The 16,793-nt window shown below is 73.6% G+C and carries 17 protein-coding genes; 8 read left to right on the plus strand and 9 right to left on the minus strand.

The genetic code is table 11. From position 1 onward, the window contains the following. The first annotated feature begins 302 nt into the window (after positions 1-302). From ACIO5D_RS35680 to ACIO5D_RS35690, 3 genes are all read left to right on the plus strand, one after another. Entirely contained in the window at positions 303-1,499 is a 1,197-nt protein-coding gene (locus tag ACIO5D_RS35680) for an alpha/beta hydrolase family protein (protein ID WP_400800267.1), read from the plus strand. A 170-nt stretch (positions 1,500-1,669) separates the two neighbouring features. After that, positions 1,670-3,025 (plus strand): NtaA/DmoA family FMN-dependent monooxygenase, encoded by a 1,356-nt coding sequence (locus ACIO5D_RS35685; RefSeq protein ID WP_400800270.1) that lies wholly within the window; start codon positions 1,670-1,672, stop codon positions 3,023-3,025. Continuing rightward, a complete protein-coding gene (locus ACIO5D_RS35690) occupies positions 3,022-4,227 on the plus strand; it encodes an LLM class flavin-dependent oxidoreductase (protein ID WP_363615050.1) in 1,206 nt (401 codons plus the stop codon). The genes ACIO5D_RS35685 and ACIO5D_RS35690 overlap by 4 nt, the downstream gene beginning before the upstream one ends. An 85-nt stretch (positions 4,228-4,312) precedes the next feature. On the opposite strand, the gene ACIO5D_RS35695 is transcribed toward ACIO5D_RS35690, so the two are convergent. The 4 genes from ACIO5D_RS35695 to ACIO5D_RS35710 all read right to left on the minus strand — a co-directional run bounded on the left by ACIO5D_RS35695 (position 4,313) and on the right by ACIO5D_RS35710 (position 8,464). Beyond that, the gene (locus ACIO5D_RS35695) at positions 4,313-5,155 is read right to left on the minus strand and encodes an SAM-dependent methyltransferase (RefSeq protein WP_400800273.1); all 843 of its coding nucleotides are present in this window, start codon (positions 5,153-5,155) and stop codon (positions 4,313-4,315) included. A gap of 170 nt (positions 5,156-5,325) precedes the next feature. Then, on the minus strand, positions 5,326-5,901 hold the full coding sequence (locus ACIO5D_RS35700; protein ID WP_400763585.1) for a hypothetical protein: 576 nt from the start codon (positions 5,899-5,901) through the stop codon (positions 5,326-5,328). 63 nt (positions 5,902-5,964) lie between these two features. Beyond that, the gene (locus ACIO5D_RS35705; RefSeq protein WP_400800276.1) at positions 5,965-7,443 is read right to left on the minus strand and encodes a M16 family metallopeptidase; all 1,479 of its coding nucleotides are present in this window, start codon (positions 7,441-7,443) and stop codon (positions 5,965-5,967) included. 7 nt (positions 7,444-7,450) lie between these two features. Next, a complete protein-coding gene (locus ACIO5D_RS35710) occupies positions 7,451-8,464 on the minus strand; it encodes a LysR family transcriptional regulator (protein WP_400800279.1) in 1,014 nt (337 codons plus the stop codon). 70 nt (positions 8,465-8,534) lie between these two features. Between ACIO5D_RS35710 and ACIO5D_RS35715 the strand changes: the two genes are divergently transcribed. Together ACIO5D_RS35715 and ACIO5D_RS35720 are read left to right on the plus strand one after the other, a co-directional pair. Continuing rightward, entirely contained in the window at positions 8,535-9,134 is a 600-nt protein-coding gene (locus ACIO5D_RS35715; protein ID WP_400800281.1) for a short chain dehydrogenase, read from the plus strand. A gap of 538 nt (positions 9,135-9,672) precedes the next feature. After that, positions 9,673-10,227, plus strand: a complete 555-nt coding sequence (locus ACIO5D_RS35720) for an HAD domain-containing protein (RefSeq protein WP_400800284.1) — start codon at positions 9,673-9,675, stop codon at positions 10,225-10,227. 258 nt (positions 10,228-10,485) lie between these two features. Here ACIO5D_RS35720 and ACIO5D_RS35725 read toward each other — a convergent pair whose 3' ends face one another. Both ACIO5D_RS35725 and ACIO5D_RS35730 read right to left on the minus strand, forming a co-directional pair. Continuing rightward, positions 10,486-10,617 (minus strand): hypothetical protein, encoded by a 132-nt coding sequence (locus ACIO5D_RS35725; RefSeq protein ID WP_400656779.1) that lies wholly within the window; start codon positions 10,615-10,617, stop codon positions 10,486-10,488. Next, positions 10,614-11,459: a protein kinase gene (locus tag ACIO5D_RS35730; protein WP_400800287.1), complete on the minus strand. Its 846-nt coding sequence runs from the start codon at positions 11,457-11,459 to the stop codon at positions 10,614-10,616. The genes ACIO5D_RS35725 and ACIO5D_RS35730 overlap by 4 nt, the downstream gene beginning before the upstream one ends. 367 nt (positions 11,460-11,826) lie before the next feature. Here ACIO5D_RS35730 and ACIO5D_RS35735 point away from each other — a divergent pair, with 367 nt between their 5' ends. Beyond that, on the plus strand, positions 11,827-12,528 hold the full coding sequence (locus ACIO5D_RS35735; protein WP_400800289.1) for a formylglycine-generating enzyme family protein: 702 nt from the start codon (positions 11,827-11,829) through the stop codon (positions 12,526-12,528). A gap of 41 nt (positions 12,529-12,569) precedes the next feature. Here ACIO5D_RS35735 and ACIO5D_RS35740 read toward each other — a convergent pair whose 3' ends face one another. Then, on the minus strand, positions 12,570-13,259 hold the full coding sequence (locus tag ACIO5D_RS35740) for a 50S ribosomal protein L11 methyltransferase (protein ID WP_363611808.1): 690 nt from the start codon (positions 13,257-13,259) through the stop codon (positions 12,570-12,572). Positions 13,260-13,495: 236 nt separating this feature from the next. Here ACIO5D_RS35740 and ACIO5D_RS35745 point away from each other — a divergent pair, with 236 nt between their 5' ends. Beyond that, positions 13,496-13,822, plus strand: coding sequence for a hypothetical protein (locus tag ACIO5D_RS35745; protein ID WP_400800368.1), 327 nt, complete (start codon positions 13,496-13,498; stop codon positions 13,820-13,822). Between the two features lie 15 nt (positions 13,823-13,837). On the opposite strand, the gene ACIO5D_RS35750 is transcribed toward ACIO5D_RS35745, so the two are convergent. Beyond that, complete coding sequence (locus ACIO5D_RS35750; protein ID WP_400763569.1) at positions 13,838-14,782, minus strand: DUF5996 family protein; 945 nt, start codon at positions 14,780-14,782, stop codon at positions 13,838-13,840. A gap of 377 nt (positions 14,783-15,159) precedes the next feature. Between ACIO5D_RS35750 and ACIO5D_RS35755 the strand changes: the two genes are divergently transcribed. Next, a complete protein-coding gene (locus tag ACIO5D_RS35755) occupies positions 15,160-16,338 on the plus strand; it encodes an ROK family protein (protein WP_363611812.1) in 1,179 nt (392 codons plus the stop codon). Here ACIO5D_RS35755 and ACIO5D_RS35760 read toward each other — a convergent pair whose 3' ends face one another. Continuing rightward, a complete protein-coding gene (locus tag ACIO5D_RS35760) occupies positions 16,339-16,770 on the minus strand; it encodes a hypothetical protein (RefSeq protein ID WP_400800293.1) in 432 nt (143 codons plus the stop codon). It abuts the gene before it with no gap. Between the last annotated feature and the right edge of the window lie 23 nt (positions 16,771-16,793).

Here is a 16,793-nt window from a genome sequence, read left to right on the forward strand (position 1 = left end):
AACGCGCCCAACACCGCAACTGGCCACCACCCCAACCAGCCACCGTCACGATCACCAAGCGAGACACGAATTAAGTCACCGGCATTGGGCCTAGGGCTTGTCTGGCAGTTCCCGCCGCGCGGGCCACCGGCGGCGCGCGGCAGCCCTCGGGGTTCGAGTGCGCTCGAACCCCGAGGCTTCTCACCTGCGATGCAACTTCCTCCGTACGCCCGGGAGATGATCCTTCGTCAGCGCGCAGGAGGACGCCGGGCTCCCCCTGTGAGGCGATGCCGGGCCCGGTCCGGCCGCCTAGCGTGATCGTCATGACCAGAATCCGCCGTACCGCCCTGGCCGTCGTCGTCGCGCTCGCCCTCCCCCTGCCGCTGATCGGCGCGAGCGCCGCCTTCGCCGCCCCCGCGCCCGCCGCCCCGGTCACGTCCGCCACCGTGTCCGCTGCCTCGGAGGTGTCCGACCCCTCCGCCGCGCAGGCCCGGCTGCCCCGCCCGACAGGCCCGCACGCCGTCGGCCGCGGCACCCTGCACCTCGTCGACGAGCAGCGCCAGGACCCGTGGGTGCCCGCGGCCGGGGCCCGGGAGCTGATGGTGTCGATGTACTACCCGGCCCGGCCCGGCACCGGCGGGCCACCCGCCCCCTATCTGACCACCGAGGAGGCGCGGCTCCTGCTCCAGGAGAAGGTCCCCGGCTCGGGCTTCCCGCCCGAGCGGCTCGCCGCCGTCCGCACCTGGGCGCACCCCGACGCCCGCCCGGCGCCGGGCAGGTTCCCGCTGGTGGTGCTCTCCCCCGGCTTCACCCTGCCCCGGGCCACGCTCACCGGCCTCGCCGAGGACCTGGCCAGCCGCGGGTACGTCGTGGCGCTGGTCGACCACACCTACGAGGCCGCCGGCATCAGCTTCCCGGACGGGCGGACGCTCACCTGCGCGATCTGCGAACAGCCGCCGGCCGGCGGAGAGACCGCCATCACCGGGAGCCGGGCCAAGGACGTCTCCTTCGTGCTCGACCGGCTCACCGGCCGCCACCCGGGCTGGCAGTACGCGCGGATGATCGACACCACCCGGATCGGCATGGCCGGCCACTCGGCCGGCGGGGCCGCCACGCTCACCACCATGGCGGCCGACAACCGGGTGCGGGCCGGGGTGAACATGGACGGCACCTTCTGGGACGAGGTCCCCGCCCAGGGCCTGAACGGCCGCCCCTTCCTGATGCTCGGCGAGGAGACCAGCGGCCAGGACCAGTCCTGGCAGCACACCTGGACGAGCCTGGACGGCTGGCGGCGCTGGCTCTCCGTCAACGGCACCAACCACGGCAGCTTCACCGACCTGCCGATCCTCGCCGCGCTGGTGGGCGTGGGCGACCCGGACGAGATCTCCCCGGAGCGTGCGGAGCAGCTCACCCGGACCTGTGTCGCGGCCTTCTTCGACCAGTCCCTGAAGGGCATCGCCCAGCCGCTCCTCGACGGCCCGTCCCCGGCCAACCCGGAGGTCGTCGTCCGGCTGCCCTGACCGCCCCGTGGGGGCGGGGCCCCGCCCGCGAGCCGCCGCCGCGCGGCGGGGCCCGCACACAACATCATGTCCGTCCGTGAACAGTTGATTTCATCGGTTGCCCCGCCCCTCCCCCGCTTGCAGGATTGGCGAGTCCTCACAGCCCTGCTGACAGGAGGCGCTCAACCGTCATGCCCGGCAAGCAGATTCACCTCGCCGCGTTCTTTCCCGGGATCGGCACCACCACCGTCTGGTCCGATCCACGCTCGCGGAGCCAGATCGAGTTCGACTCCTTCCTGCACCTGGCACGCACCGCCGAGCGGGGGAAGTTCGACTTCTTCTTCCTCGCCGAGGGGCTGCGGCTGCGCGAGCACAAGGGCGCGATCTACGACCTCGACGTGGCCGGCCGGCCGGAGTCGCTGACCGTGCTGAGCGCGCTGGCGGCCGTCACCACCCGGCTCGGGCTCGCCGCGACCGTCAACTCCACCTTCAACGAGCCGTACGAGGTGGCGCGGCGGCTGGCCAGCCTGGACCACCTCAGCGACGGGCGGGCCGCGTGGAACGTGGTGACCAGCTTCGACACCTTCACCGGCGAGAACTTCCGCCGGGGCGGCTTCCTCGCGGAGTCGGACCGGTACACCCGGGCCGCGGAGTTCCTGCACACCGCACGCGAGTTGTGGGACAGCTGGGCGGCGGACGACCTCCGGGCGGACGCCGCGGCCGGCCGGTTCGTCGCTCCGGGCGCCGGCGAATTCTCCCACCGGGGAAAGCACTTCGACATCGCCGGGCGGTTCAACACGCCGCGCCCGCCACAGGGCCACCCGGTGATCATCCAGGCCGGCGACTCCCCGGAGGGCCGGGAGTTCGCCGCCGCCGACGCCGACGTCATCTTCAGCCGGTACAGCAGGCCCGAGGAGTCCCGCGCCTTCTACCGGGACGTCAAGGGCCGGCTCGCCACTCACGGCCGCGCACCGGAGGACCTGACGATCCTGCCCGCCGTGACGTACGTGCTCGGCGACACCACGGAGGAGGCGCACGAGCGCGCCGCCGAACTGCGCCGGGCCCAGATCGGCCCGCAGACGGCGCTGGCCTATCTGGAGGCGGTCTGGGGCCGCGATCTCTCCTCCTACGACCCGGACGGGCCGCTGCCCGCCGTCGAGCCCGACCCGGAGAGCCTCCTCCTCAAGGGCCACGCGCTGTTCCGCACCGACCGCGTCGCGACCGCCAGGCAGTGGCGGGAGCTGGCCGAGTCCCGCGGGCTGAGCATCCGGGAGCTGGTCACCGAGGTCACCGGGCGTCAGACGTTCATCGGCACGGCCCGCGAAGTCGCCGACGCGATGGACGAGTTCGTACAGAACGACGGCTCCGACGGCTTCGTCTTCACCCCGCACCTCACCCCGGGCGGGCTGGACGAACTCGTCGACCGGGTCGTCCCGCTGCTCCAGGAGAAGGGCGTGTACCGCACCGACTACACCGGCACCACGCTCCGCGACCACCTCGGGCTGAAGCCGCCGCGCACCGCCGACACCCGGGAGACGACCTCGTGACCCCGCCCCCGCACCTCGCCGTGGCCCTGGACGGCGCCGGCTGGCACCCGGCCGCGTGGCGCGCACCGGACGCCGACCCGGGCGGGCTGTTCACCGCCCGGTACTGGGCCGGTCTGGCCGCCGAGGCCGAGCACGGCCTGCTCGACTTCGTCACCTTCGAGGACACCCTCGCCCTGCAGTCCGGCAGCCCGATCGGCCCGGACGACCGGACCGACCAGGTCCGGGGCCGGCTGGACGCCGTGCTCGTGGCGGCCCGGGTCGCCCCGCTCACCTCGCGGATCGGGCTGGTCCCGACCACCAACGTCACCCACACCGAGCCGTTCCACCTCTCCGCCGGCATCGCCACCCTCGACTTCGCCAGCCGGGGCCGGGCCGGGTGGCGGCCGCAGCTCTCCTCCCGCGCGGACGACGCCGCGCACTTCGGCCGCCGGACCCTGCCGCAGCTCACCGCCGACGACGTCCGTGACCCGGAGCTGATCGCGGCACGCCTGCGCCCGCTGTTCGACGAGGCGGCGGACGTGGTCGAGGTGGTACGGCGGCTCTGGGACAGCTGGGAGGACGACGCGGAGATCCGGTCCGCCGCCACCGGCCGGTTCCTCGACCGCGACAGGCTGCACTACATCGACTTCACCGGCGAGCACTTCGACGTCCGCGGCCCGTCCGTCACCCCGCGCCCGCCGCAGGGCCAGCCCGTGGTCGCCGTCCTCGCGCACGCGGGGGTGCCGTACCGGCTGGCGGCGACCGGCGCCGACGTCGTCTTCGTCACGCCGCACTCGCGGGCGGGCACGGCGGCGGTCCTCGGCGAGGTCGAGGCGGCGAAGGCCGCCGTCCGGCGGCCCGCCGACCTGCCCCTCAAGGTCTTCGCCGACCTCGTCGTGTTCCTGGACGAGCGGCCGGGCGCCGCCGCCCTGCGCAAGGAGCGGCTGGACGACCTGGACGGCGCGCCGTTCACCTCCGACGCCGAGGTCTTCACCGGCACCCCGTCCGAACTCGCCGACCTGCTCCTCGACCGGCACGAGGCCGGGCTGGACGGCTTCCGGCTCCGCCCGGGCGCACTCCCCCACGACCTCACCGGCGTCACCCGCGCCCTCGTCCCCGAACTCCGCCGCCGCCGGGCCTTCCGCACCGCCTACGGGACCGACACCCTCCGCGCCCACCTCGGCCTCCCCCGCCCCACCAGCCGCTACGCGAAGCGGGGGTAGGGGGTTCCGGGAGGACGGGCGCCGACCGCACCCCGGCCCTGACGGCGGGCGGCGGGGGCGGCCGGGGCGTACGCCGACGGCCCGGTCAGCGCTTGACGGCCACTCCGCCGTACATCGCGATGTCCTGGTCCCGCACCGGCGCGGCGTCCTGGTCGGGCCGCCAGTGGTGGACCAGCGTCACCCCGGGGTCGAGCAGGTCGTACCCGTCGAAGAAGGCGAGGGCCTCCTTCTTGTCACGGATCTGCAGGGGGATGCCGCGCGCGTTGTACTCACGGCCGACGCCGCCGACGCCCACCGGGTCGGTGTCACCGGTGAAGACGGTCAGCGCCAGGACGCTGCCGGGGGCCAGTTGGTCCATGAACCGCCGCACGATGCCCTGCGGGTCGTCCTCGTCGAGCACGAAGTGCACGATCGCGATCAGGGAGAGCGCCACCGGCTGCGTCAGGTCCAGCACCTCGCGCAGCCGAGGCGAGCCGATGATCGAGTCGACGTCGCGGAGGTCGGCGTCGATGTAACAGGTCCTGCCCTGGGGGTTGCTCGACATCAGGGCCCGCGCGTGGGTCAGCACGATCGGGTCGTTGTCGACGTAGGCGACCCGCGACTCGGGGGCGATGCCCTGGGCGATCTCGTGCACGTTGGGCGAGGTGGGGATGCCGGTGCCGATGTCCAGGAACTGGCGGATCCCGTGCTGCTCGGTGAGGTGGCGGACCACGCGCTGCATGAAGGTGCGGGTGGTCCGCATCGAGACCGGGAGGGCCGGCCACGCCTGCACGGAGGCGTGGGCGGCCACCCGGTCCGCCTCGAAGTTGGTCTTGCCGCCGATGAGGTAGTCGTAGACCCGGGCCGAGTGCGGAACATCCATCCGCAGATCGACGGCCGGCCAGTGGTCGTCCTTCGGCGGCTGTGCTGTCGAGCCCGTGTCCGGCATCTTCACGCTCCTGTGTTCCCGGTTGATCCCACAACCAACTGCCGCATCGGCAAGCCGTGCTGGGCATGCTAACGGTCCTTCGGAAACGGTGGTGGAACCACCCCCCGACCCAGGACCGAACCAAGGCCGAACCGGGGCGGAACCAGGGCCGGACCGGAGCCGGGCCCGGGCTACCGCCCCTTGGCCTCGAACCGCACGAAGTCCCGCCCGGCGGGCCCCGCCTGGGCGAACAGCGACTGCCCGACCACCGTCTCCGGCGCCCCGACCAGCGCGCAGAGCCGACGCAGAACGTCCTCGGTGCTGGGCCGGGTGCCGTCCGGGCCCGGGTCGTTGCGGACCTCGGCGAGCACACCGGGCTCGGCCAGACCGGCCTTGCGGGCGATCTTGTCGCACTCCTTGGTCCAGGCGTCCCGGTGGGCGGCGAGCTCCGCCGGGTCGGTGGGCGGGGTCCAGTCGGCGGCCCAGCCGATCTGCTCGAAGCCCCCGCCGGGAAAGCACACCGTGGCGCAGGCGCCCCAGTCGGTCCCTTCCAGCAACCAGACCGCGGTCTTCGTGTCGACCGCGAGCGCCCAGGGGGCGTCGCGCAGACGACCGCGCGAGATCCGGCCGAACCGGGGCTTCGGCGGGTCGAACAGGACGGCGGTACCCGGGGTACCGGCGTAGAGGTAGCCGCCGGACTTGGAGCGCTTCAGCGCGGTCAGGACCTGGTCGGCGGGAGCGGAGGTGATGGCTGCGTACGTGGGCATGGAGGTTCTCTCGACAAGGGATGCGCGGGCCGCGCGGTAAAGGCCGGCCGGTCGGTCAGTCAGTCAGTCGGCGGGACGGAACGCGGACGCGGCGTAGATCAGGTGCGCGGGGACCCGGGCGTCGATGGCCCGGACGGCCGGGCCGAGGTTCGCGAACAGCTCCGGCACCACGGGGACGAAGCAGGTGCTGCGCCCGAAGACCACCCGGCCCGGGCCCCGCATCTCCACCCCCACGACCTCGTCGAACGGCACATGGTGGACCTCACCGTCCGGCTGACGCACCCAGACCCCGGCGTCGTCGACCACCAGCCGGGCCTTGCGCGCCCCGGAGTACCGCAGCCGGTCGGCCAGCGGCGGCCTGAACACCTGGCCGCCGGCGGGGAGTTCGACACCCTGCCCGCAGAGGTACCGCGGCAGCCCGATGCCGTCCGGCTGCACCAGGTCCACCTCGGTGTCGCACGGGACCACCAGCAGCGCCGTACGCAGCGCGTCCGCCAGCGCCTGCCGCACCTGTCCCGGGGTCACCCCGGCCAGGGTGTCGAGCCTGGTCGCGGCGTCCTGGTAGTCGTCGCCGAGCAGGAGGTCGGCGGCGGCCTCACCGAGTTCGTACGCGGTGGAGCGGGGGTCGTTCCAGGCCTCGCGCGCGCCTTCCAGTTCCTCCGCGAGCTCGTCCTCGGTCACGCCGTCACGGGCGAGGCGCAGCGCCTCCCGCCAGAGCAGTTCGGTGACCCGCTGCTCCTGGCCCTCGCGGGCGTCGAGGCAGATGGTGCGCTCGCCGTGGCCGGGGCCGGCGAAGACGGCGGAGCTGTCGACGTCGTAGGAGAGGCCGTGCTGGTGACGGACGGTCTCCCGCAGGCGGTGGGCGAGGACCTTGACGGCCAGCAGCAGCGCGGGGTCGTTGAGGTCCCCGTGCAGGGCGAGTCCGGGGCCGGGGACGTCCTCCTGACGCCACGAGGGGCCGGTGTGCAGCGCGGTCTGGGCGGGGCCGCGGTCGGGGCGCTCCCCGGCGGGCAGCGGCAGCCTGAGCCCGGCCGGCGGGGGGCCGGTGAGTACGAGGGCCGCGTTTCCGGCGTGGAAGTAGCGGGTGACGGTCTCCCGGACGGCGTCGAGGGGGATCCGGTCGGCACCGGGGCCGCGGTAGGCGGCCAGGCCCAGGCCCTGCACGCCGTAGCGGTGGGAGAGCAGTTCGCCGGTCTGCGGGTCGGCGACCCGGCCGTCCTCGGCCGCCAGGACGCCGGACTCCTGCTCGATCCGTTCCACCGGCAGGGCGGTGAGCGCCTCGCAGACCCGGGCCAGGAACTCGACCACCTGTTCCGGCCGTCCGGAGCAGGTGAACTGGGTGAGCGCCAGGTCGACCGAGGCGTTGTGGTCGTGGTGCAGTCTGGGCAGGGTGCTCATCGCGAGGTGCTCGACCAGGTGGGTCACACCGAGGGTGCGCATGGTCTCGTCCCGCGCGCCGCAGCCGAACATCAGGATGGCCTCGAGCGGCCCGGGGGCTTCCGTCCAGAAGACGGGAATGGTGTCAATGACCTCGCGATTCACCGGTCGATCATATGCGCGATTCAGGCCATTCCCGCCAAGGTTTTCCGCCACGGGCCGGCCCGCTTCCTCCTTCGCCCGCGGAGGCCGCTCCCGGAGGAGAGGTCCACGTCTGACGGGTGTCGGCCGCGCTCCCCTGTTCCGTGCTGCGCACCGCCTGGGCGAGGAAGGCCTCGGTGGCGGGGTGTGTCGGGGTGCGGGGCCGGACCAGGTAGACCGTCACGGGATCCGCGTCGGTGAGCGGGAGATAGCGGATGCCGGGGTGCGGATGGCTGTGCCCGGTGCCCTCCGCGGTGACTCCGACGGCCTCGCCCGTGGCAATGGCGGTGAGCCATTCGGCGACGCCCGGGACCGCGAAGGTGTACGGGCGCCGGGCGGTGGGCCACAGATCCGCGCCGGTGGTCGCGGCCGTGGCGCACAGCACCACCGGCTGGTCCGCGAGGTCGGCCAGCCGCACGCCGTCGCGGCCGGCGAGCGGGTGTCCGTCGTGCACCGCGGCCAGGCGGGCCTCGCGCACCAGCGCCAGAACGGCCAGCCCGGTGTCGGCCGCCGGTTTCGTCCGGAGGAAGGCCGCGTCGGCCTCTCCCCGGCGCAGGGCGGCCTCGGGATCGTCGTGGCTCAGGACCTGGACGGGGGTGTCGGGGTGCTGCTCGCGCCAGGCGCGCAGCAGGGGGACGGTGTGGCGGCCGAGCGCCGCCCAGGCGAACGCGACCCGCAGCGGGCGCGGCCGCGTGGTGGCCTCGGCCAGCGCGTCGTCCAGCTGGTTGAGGATGCGGTGGGCGTGTTCCCACAGGCGCGTTCCGGCCTCGGTGAGGGCCAGCCGGCGGGTGGTGCGTTCGACCAGGCGGGTGCCGAGGCGCCGCTCCAGCTGGTCCAGGGTGCGGGACAGCGCGGGCTGGCTGATCCCCAGGGCGATCGCGGCGTCGGTGATGGTCCCCTCGTCACCGATCGCGGCGAGGGCCCGCAGATGGCGCAGCTCCACGTTCGCCACCGCCGCGCCCTTCACCTCCGGCAAGCCGTTCATAACCGCCAAGCATAAGTACCGCGCGGCGGGTATTTCCCTCCCGGGACCGGCGGGACCTAGCGTCACGGGCATGAAGATTCTGCTCATCGGCGCCACCGGAAAGCTCGGCACGGCCGTCCGCGAGACCCTGTCCGGCCGCGGCCACGAGGTCGTCACCGTCGGCCGCACCGGCGGCGATCTGCGCCACGACATCACCGACCCCACGCAGGTCACGGCCCTGTACCAGGCGGTCGGCCGGGTGGACGCGGTGGTCAGCGCCGCCGGCGAGGTCCCCTACAAGCCCGTCACCGAGATGACGCCCGCCGACTACCAGGCCGCGTTCCGGGGCAAGGCGCTCAGCCAGATCGAGCTGGTCCGCCAGGGCACCTCCCGGATCGCCGAACGGGGCTCCTTCACCCTGATCACCGGGGTGCTGTCCCGCGAGCCCGTCCCCACGGCGAGCGCCGCATCGATGGCCAACGGCGCGGTGGAGGCGTTCGTCCGGGCGGCCGCCATCGAGATCGCCCCGCAGCGCGTCAACGCCGTCAGCCCGACGGTCTTCACCGAGAGCCTCGCGGACTACGAGTCCTTCTTCCCCGGCATGCCGTCGGTCGATCTCGCCCTGGTCGCCCAGGCGTACGTCCGCTCCGTCGAGGGCGCCCAGACCGGCCAGGTCTACACCCTGCCGTAGCGGGCGTACCCCGGAGACGGCCCCCGGGGTGCGGGCGCGGCGGTGGGGACGTCGCCGTCCGCCCGCCTCCCGGGATCAGCCGGTGAAGGGGGCGATGACGGCCAGGATCTCGGCGAGCCGTTCCCGCAGGGCCTCCCGGTGCGGCAGGGTCACCACCGCCGCCTCCCGGTCCGCGCCGGGTCCACCTCGGCGCACAGCCCGAACGCGCCGAGCGGGTCCGCACCGTGCGCGACGGTATGCAGCCGGCCGAGAGCCGGTCGGGCAGGCTCGGGACCCACTCGGACAGCACGGTGAACGCCTGCCCGTCACGCACGAGTCGATCGGGCGACCGCGGCATCCCGGCCAGTTCCCGGCCGAGCCCCTCGACCGCCGGCCCGTCCGCGCCGCCCGGAACCGGGCATCCGTCGTCGGCCATCATCCGCTGCCGGTTCGTCATGGCCGGTCGCGTGGCGCACGCCCGGGCCCGTCCCGTCACCGGTTCGACGGGCCAACCCCCGGGAGGCGTACCGACGATGGCGGCCGCCGTTATCCTGCGGCCGTGACCGGTTCCACGCGCTCTTCGCAGCCGCTGCTCTTCCTCGATGTCGACGGCCCCCTCATTCCCTTCGGCGCGACGCCGGAGCAACTGCCGGACGGGTACCCCACCTGGCCGACGGAGCCCGACACGCCGGAGCCCAATCCACTGCTGGCCCGGATCAATCCCGCCCACGGCCCCCGGCTCGCGGCGCTGCCCTGCCGATTGATCTGGGCAACGACCTGGCTCGACGACGCGAACGAGTGCGTCGCACCGCGGCTCGGTCTGCCCCGGCTGCCGGTGGTGGAGTGGCCGGAACCGTCCGCAGCCGACGGCCTGGACGAACGGACCGGGCTGCACTGGAAGACCCGCGCCCTCGTCACCCGGGCCGCGGGGCGCCCCTTCGCCTGGGTCGACGACGAGATCACCGACACCGACCGCGCCTGGGTCCGCGCCCACCACCGGGGAGACGCCCTGCTCCACCGCGTCGACCCCCACCGGGGCCTCACCGACGCCGACTTCACCGCTCTCGCCGAGTGGTTGCGCCCCCACGCGGTCCCGATCGGCACCTCGCTCTGACCGCTCCGGACGGAGCCGGGATCCAGCCGACCCGATCCGGGTCGACGACGTGGACTTCCGCGTCGCCCGTTCCCTCCTGCCCTGAGCCCGGACCCTCACCCCGTGAGGGCGTCAGGCGCGAGGGCATCACGCCGGGGCGAGCTGCCAGACGGTCGTGGTCTTGAGGTCGGTGTCCTCCAGATCCGCGACGACCGGTACGTCGTAGGCGGCCAGGGCGGTGAAGCGGTCGCGCGGGAAGCCAGCGGGGGTGCGAGGTGGTCAGTGGCGGTCGAACACACGGATGTCGAGGGTCAGCCGGCGCCGCCAGACCTCGAACCCGGTCGATTCCGGGCTGTAGATGCGTTGGAGGGCGGTGGCGTCGTCCGGGGTCAGCTCCCGCAGTTCGATCACGCGTCCACCGCTTGAACGAGGTCGGCCAGTTGGGCGGCGGTCGGCCTGTCGTCGGGCTCGGCCAGCAGGACGTACCGCAGCCGGGCCTGGAGGGCGGGCCAGGGCATCACGGCGGACATCGGGACGCCTCTGGTGGCGATGGCCTTGCGCATCTCCTCCACCGGCGCCCTCTGGCCGAGTCCGGCGGCCTCGTAGTCCAGCGGCCACTTGCCCGTGACACACGTCCACAGGGTGCCGGCGAGGGCGTACACGTCGGCGGCCTGTGTCGTGTCGACCGGCTGGGGGCCGGTGATGATCCGGGCGGCCAGCTCGGGGGCGGTGAGGTGGACCATCGTCCCGTCGAACGTCGTCCACGGAGTGATGCCGACCCGCCGGGACCAGGCGAAGTCGAGGAGGCGCACCGTCCCGTCCTCGCTGTGGATGCCGTGCTGGGGCTGGAGGTCGCCGTGCACCCACCCCTCGGCGTGGAGGGCGGCCACGGCTCGGCAAAGCCCTACCGCAGCGGCAAGGGCCTCGGGCCGCCCGCCATCGCCCTTGCGCATGGGGCGGAAGACGTCCCAGGTGGACGGCCCGGCCAGCCACGGGGTGACGTACCAGACGCCGTTGTCGAAGCGACCGGCGGTCACGGTGTAACCGGGAAGCCGGTCCAGCACGGAGGCTTCGCGCGCCGTGACCTCGGCGGCCTCGCCAGTGCCGAGCTTGATGCTCGCCACGCCCTGCGGACCGGTCGCCTTCCAGACCGCTGAGCCCCGCCGGTTGCTGATCTCCTCCAACTCCAGCGGCCCGTAGACGGCCTCCGCGGCCTTCAGCGCTTCAGCGGCCTCGGAAGTGAACTCGCCCATTCTCTCACTGCCTTCCAATCGCAAGGGATGTGCTCGAACACGTCGCGGCCATCGTCCACGGGCCCCGGCCACCGCCGCCGCGAGGTCGGGTGTGTTCGTCAGGAACTTCGGGTCCAGGGGCCGGACGGCCGCTCGTACGGGGAGAAACGAGAACGGGGCCGCCGGGATGTCGTGCCCGACACGGCTGGTCTCGACAGCCCCCTTGACGAACTTGCCGAACATCACGCCGACCGGCCCGTAGAGGTTCTTCAACGCCCAATGGGGCCACGCCGGCAACTCGCGGTGGTCGGCGTCCGCGCACTGCCCGAGCAGCACCACGTTCTCGCACGGAGCCGGGGTCCAGCCGACCCGATAGGATCACCTGCTCATGAGCGCGCGCGCAGAAGCCGAGATGATCTCCGTCCCACCGGGGCGGGTGACACTGTCCGACCGGCGGACGGAACGCAGTTGGAGCGTCGACCTCGCACCCTACGAGCTCTCGGCGGTCCAGGTCACCCAGGCCCGGTACGCCGAGATCACCGGCCTGCGGCCGGGCACCGCCCGGGGCGACCGGCTGCCCGTCGAGGGTGTCTCCTGGTGGGACGCGCTCCGGTTCTGCAACGCCCTGTCCCGGCGCGACGCGCTGACGCCCGCCTACCTCCTGGGCCCCGACGGCGAGGGTGGCGAGAGCGACGGCAGCGGTGACGGTGTCGAATGGGACGCGTCGGCCGACGGCTACCGGCTGCCGACCGAGGCCGAATGGGAGCACGCCTGCCGCGCCGGTACGGCGGGACCGCGCTACGGGCCGCTCGACGACATCGCCTGGTACCGCGGCAACTCGGACGAGCGGATCCACGACGTGGGCGGCAAGCGGCCCAACCCGTGGGGCTTCCACGACATGCTCGGCAACGCCTGGGACTGGTGCTGGGACGTCTACGACGCCGAGGTCTACGGCGCCTACCGGGTGCTGCGCGGCGGCGGCTGGTTCGACGAGCACTGGAGCTGCCGGGCCTCCGTGCGGCGCCGCAGCCACCCCACCTTCCGGGTCGACGACGTGGGATTCCGCGTCGCCCGTTCCCTCCTGCCCTGAGCCCGGCCCTCACCCCCGCGAGGGCGTCAGGCGCGCGGGCATCACACCGGGGCGAGCTGCCAGACGGTCGTGGTCTTGAGGTCGGCGTCCTCCAGGTCCGCGACGACCGGTACGTCGTAGGCGGCCAGGGCGGTGAAGCGGTCGCGCGGGAGGTACGCCCGGCCCGGGTCGCCGACGATGACGCGGGCGCCCCTGGCCCGGGCCCGTTCCAGGAACGGAAGGAAGCGCGCGGCCATCGCCCGCTCGTAGAAGACGTCCCCCGCGAGGACCACCTCGGCCGGGCCGCCGTCACCGTCGAGGAGGTCCTCGACCGCCGCGTCGATCCGGACGCCGTTCGCCTCGGCGTTGATCCCGATGGCGGCCACCGCGTAGGCGTCGATCTCGGCGGCCCGGACGGCCGTCGCGCCGCGCATCGCGGCCGCGATGCCGACCAGACCGGACCCCGCCGCCAGGTCGAGCACCGTCTTCCCGGCCACCGATTCGGGATGGTCCAGGACATACCGGGCGACGGCCACGCCGCCGGCCCACGCGAACGCCCAGAACGGCGGCGGCAGGCCGATCTCACCTCGCGCAGCCTCCGTCGTCTCCCAGAGGGCGATGGCGTCGTCGGCCATGTGCAGACGGACCTCGGGAACGAAGGGAACGGCCGTCAGACCGGTCTCCCGTCGCACGAAGCCGCTGTCCGACGCCAGGGTCGTGCCTGGCTGGAGGGTGCGGATCTCGTTCGGCATGCCCGCAGCATAGGACCTCGCCGGGCCACCCGAGGTGACGGAGTGCCAGCTCCCGGAGCCCGCCTCCCGCTCGGGCACCCGGCGGGAATCGTCAGACACGCCCTAGGATCGACCCCATGCCGCAACTCCCCAAGCTCTCCGAGCTCTCCGCGTTCGCCGCCTGCTCCGGAACCTCGTCGGCGCCGTGCGCCACGGACTCCTTGCTGTCGATCGGTTCGATCGGCTCGGCCCTCTCGATCGGATCGGTCGGCTCGGCCCTCTCGATCGGATCGGTCGGCTCGGCCCTCTCGATCGGATCGGTCGGCTCGACCCTCTCGATCGGATCGGTCGGGTCCGTCCTGTCGGTGGGCTCGGTCGGCAGCGTGCTGTCGGTCGGCTCCGTCGGTTCGGCGCTCTCCCTGCTGTCGGCCGGGTCCTGGCTCAGCCTCGGCTCGCTGCTGTCCGCCCGGTCCCGGTGGTCGGTGCTGTCCTGCGGCTCCCGGCGCGGCGTGCTGGCCGGCGGTGTGCTGACGGCGGTGGCCGCCGCCGCTCTGCTCGGCGGGGCCGGCCGCAGCACCCGGTAGCCGTCCCGCCGGGCCTCAGCACCCCGGGGCCGGCGGACGCGGGTCGGTGATCCCGCCCGGGCAGGCCAGGGCGGCGACGTCCCAGCCCGCGCGGCGGGCCCCGGCCTGGTACGCGCTCTCGTAGAAGGCGAGCACCGCCGCCCTCGGATCGCGTTCGGCGCGGGCGTCCTCGTAGCTCAGGACGGCCAGATGGCTGCCGTTGCGCGGTACCCAGCGGGCGGCCGGGGGGCTGAGCGGCTCGGCGTCCAGCCCGGGCGGCTCGGGCGCGGTGTACGCGTAGAAGGCGGGCTCGGCGAAGCTGTCGTCCCCGAACCAGAACCCGAAGCTGATCACCTCCCGCGAGTACGCCTCGCGGGTCACCGGGTCGGCCTGCGGCGGCGGCTCGACGTGGCGCTCGGAGAACCGGGTGTGGGCGACGTCGAAGGTGTGCCAGAAGTGGTGCACCGGGCTGGACTTCCCGGAGAAGCCCGCCGCGAACTCCTCCAGGACCAGCGCCACCTGGCTGAGCACCCGCCAGTAGCGGTTGGCGTGCGTCGGGTCGTACGTCGCGTGCTCGGTGTCCTCGGCGAACGGCCGGCCCGCGTCGGGCAGGCCGAAGGGCCGGGGCCGCGCGATCTCCACCCGGGCGCCCAGCGCGTCGAGGGCCGCCAGCGTGTTCCGGTGGAACGAGGCCACGGACTGGCCCGGCAGCGGGAAGGACACCTCCCGCCCGTCCGGCGCGGTGGCCACCAGCCGGTGGCCGACGAAGTCGAAGTCGAGCGTGAAGACCGGGCCGCCGTCGGCCCGCCCGGTCGGCCGGGTGGTGAGCCCCCGGCCGGTCAGATGGAACGGTACGTTCCACCAGTGGTTGCGGCGCACACTGGCGGCCAGCCGGATCTTGCCCACCACTTGCGCGAAGCGGTGCAAGGTCTCCTTGGTGTCCTGCCACTCGGCCAGCGGAATCGGCGGGAACAGCTCCATCGCACAGCCCTTTCCTGTCCGCCCCGTCCCATGATGGCCCCGGCGTCCCGCCCACGCGCCGCGGGGCTCACCCGCCCGGGTCCTGCCCGGGTGCCGCCCGCCTCCCGGTGGGCCTGGTCCTGGTTGAAAGCTGGATTACGCGCTGCCACCCGATGCGTACCATTTCGATACCGAAGCCCGGGTGAGCTGCGAAGATGCTCGCCCACCCGGCCCGGGCCCGGGTAGCATCCGGCACATGCCCTCCGGCCCTGGCGCAGGCGGCCCAGCGCTGTCGTGCCCGCGTTCCGGGCGGCGGACTCACGCGGGCCATCAGGGTGGTCACCGCGCACTCGACAACGCGCGCCAGGGCTGTCGCGCGCACGGCGAAGGGCATCGTCTTGGCGGATCGGCTCACCGGAGGAGACTCCTCACTGCTGCGACGGATCAACGCGGCGGTCACGCTCCGGGCGTTGCGGACCGGCCACGCGGTGACCCTCACTCAGCTGGTCGGGGACACCGGACTGTCCCGGCCGACGGTGGAGGGAGTGATCGAGGGACTGGTCGAGACCGGCCTGGTGGCCGAGGTCGACCAGCCGCAGAACGGCGGCCAGCCCGGCGGCGGCCGCCGGGGGCGGCCGGCCCGCTGGTTCCGGTTCCGCGCCGAGGCCGGGCACATCCTCGGCATCGAGATCGGTGTCCACGACATCCGCGTCATCCTCGCCGACCTCACCGGCGAGGTGGTGGGCAGCCATTTCAGACCCGTCGACGAGACCCTGGAGGCGGAGGACCGGCTGACCGCCGTCCGCAGCGTGGTCGCCGAGGTGCTGCGCAAGGCCGGGATCTCCCGGGACAACCTGTGGGCCGTCGGTGTCGGCACCCCGGGCATCCTCGACCGGGACGGCACCGTCCGGCTGGGCACCGCGATGCCGGGCTGGACCGGCCTGGACCTGGGCGCGCGGCTGCGCCGCTCGTTCCGCTGCCCGGTCCTCATCGAGAACGACGCCAACCTGGCCGCCATCGCCGAGCACTGGCAGGGCGCCGCGGTCGGCATGGGTGACGTCGTCTTCGTGATGGCCGGGCTGAGCCCGGGCGCCGGCTCGCTGATCAACGGCAAGCTGCACCGCGGTTTCGGCGGCGCCGCGGGCGAGATCGGCGCGCTGCACCTGCTCGGACAGGAGGTCACGCCCGAACGGCTGCTCTCCACCACCGGCAAGCCGCTCAACCCGCTGGACGAGGCGGCCGTCGCCCGGGTGCTGCGGCTGGCCCGGGAGGGCGACGAGGTCGCGCAGGTCGCGATGGACCGCTTCCTGACCAGGCTGGTGCAGAGCGTCGCGGCCCTGGTGCTGGCGATCGACCCGCAGCTGGTGGTGGTCGGCGGCTGGGCCGCCGGTCTGGACGGCGTCCTGGAGCCCCTGCGCGAACGCCTCGCCCAGTTCACCCTGCGCGCCCCCGAGGTGGCCCTGGCCGCCCTGGGCTCCGAGGTGGTCGCCATGGGCGCCCTCCGGGTGGGCCTGGACCACGTCGAGGAACAGCTCTTCGCCGTGGACCCGCCCAGCAGCGGCGGCGGCCGGAGCTGATCAGCGGCCCACCGCATGGTCGGGGCCGGTGAGGTCGATGGTGATCGAGTTGCCCAGATTGTTGGTGAAGCTCGCCACCGGCCAGTCGACGGTGATCCGGACGAACTCGTTGGACTCGCCGAGGTGCAGCAGCCAGACCAGCTTCCGGTCCACATCGAACCGGGCGAAGAGGCCCTCCGACCCGTGCGACCCCCCTCCACCGCAGAGGGAGCCCGAGCCGTCCGGCAACACAGCCTCGACGAAGACACTGACCGAGGTCAGGGCTTCGGGGTGTTCCTCCATCAGCTCCTCCAGGTCGACCTCCTCGCCGAGTTCGAAGCCGTCCAGGTCCGGGCCTGCGACGTCGGCGTCCCTCGACCGCCCGTCCGCCCGGAACAACCCCTCCCAGGCCGGTGCCCAACCCTCGGCCCACAGGTCGTCAAGTCGGCTCATCACCACCCCCTCTCCCCGCGGCC

Origin of the sequence: Kitasatospora sp. NPDC087315 (assembly GCF_044744345.1) — a bacterium.
Taxonomy (GTDB): Bacteria; Actinomycetota; Actinomycetes; order Streptomycetales; family Streptomycetaceae; genus Kitasatospora.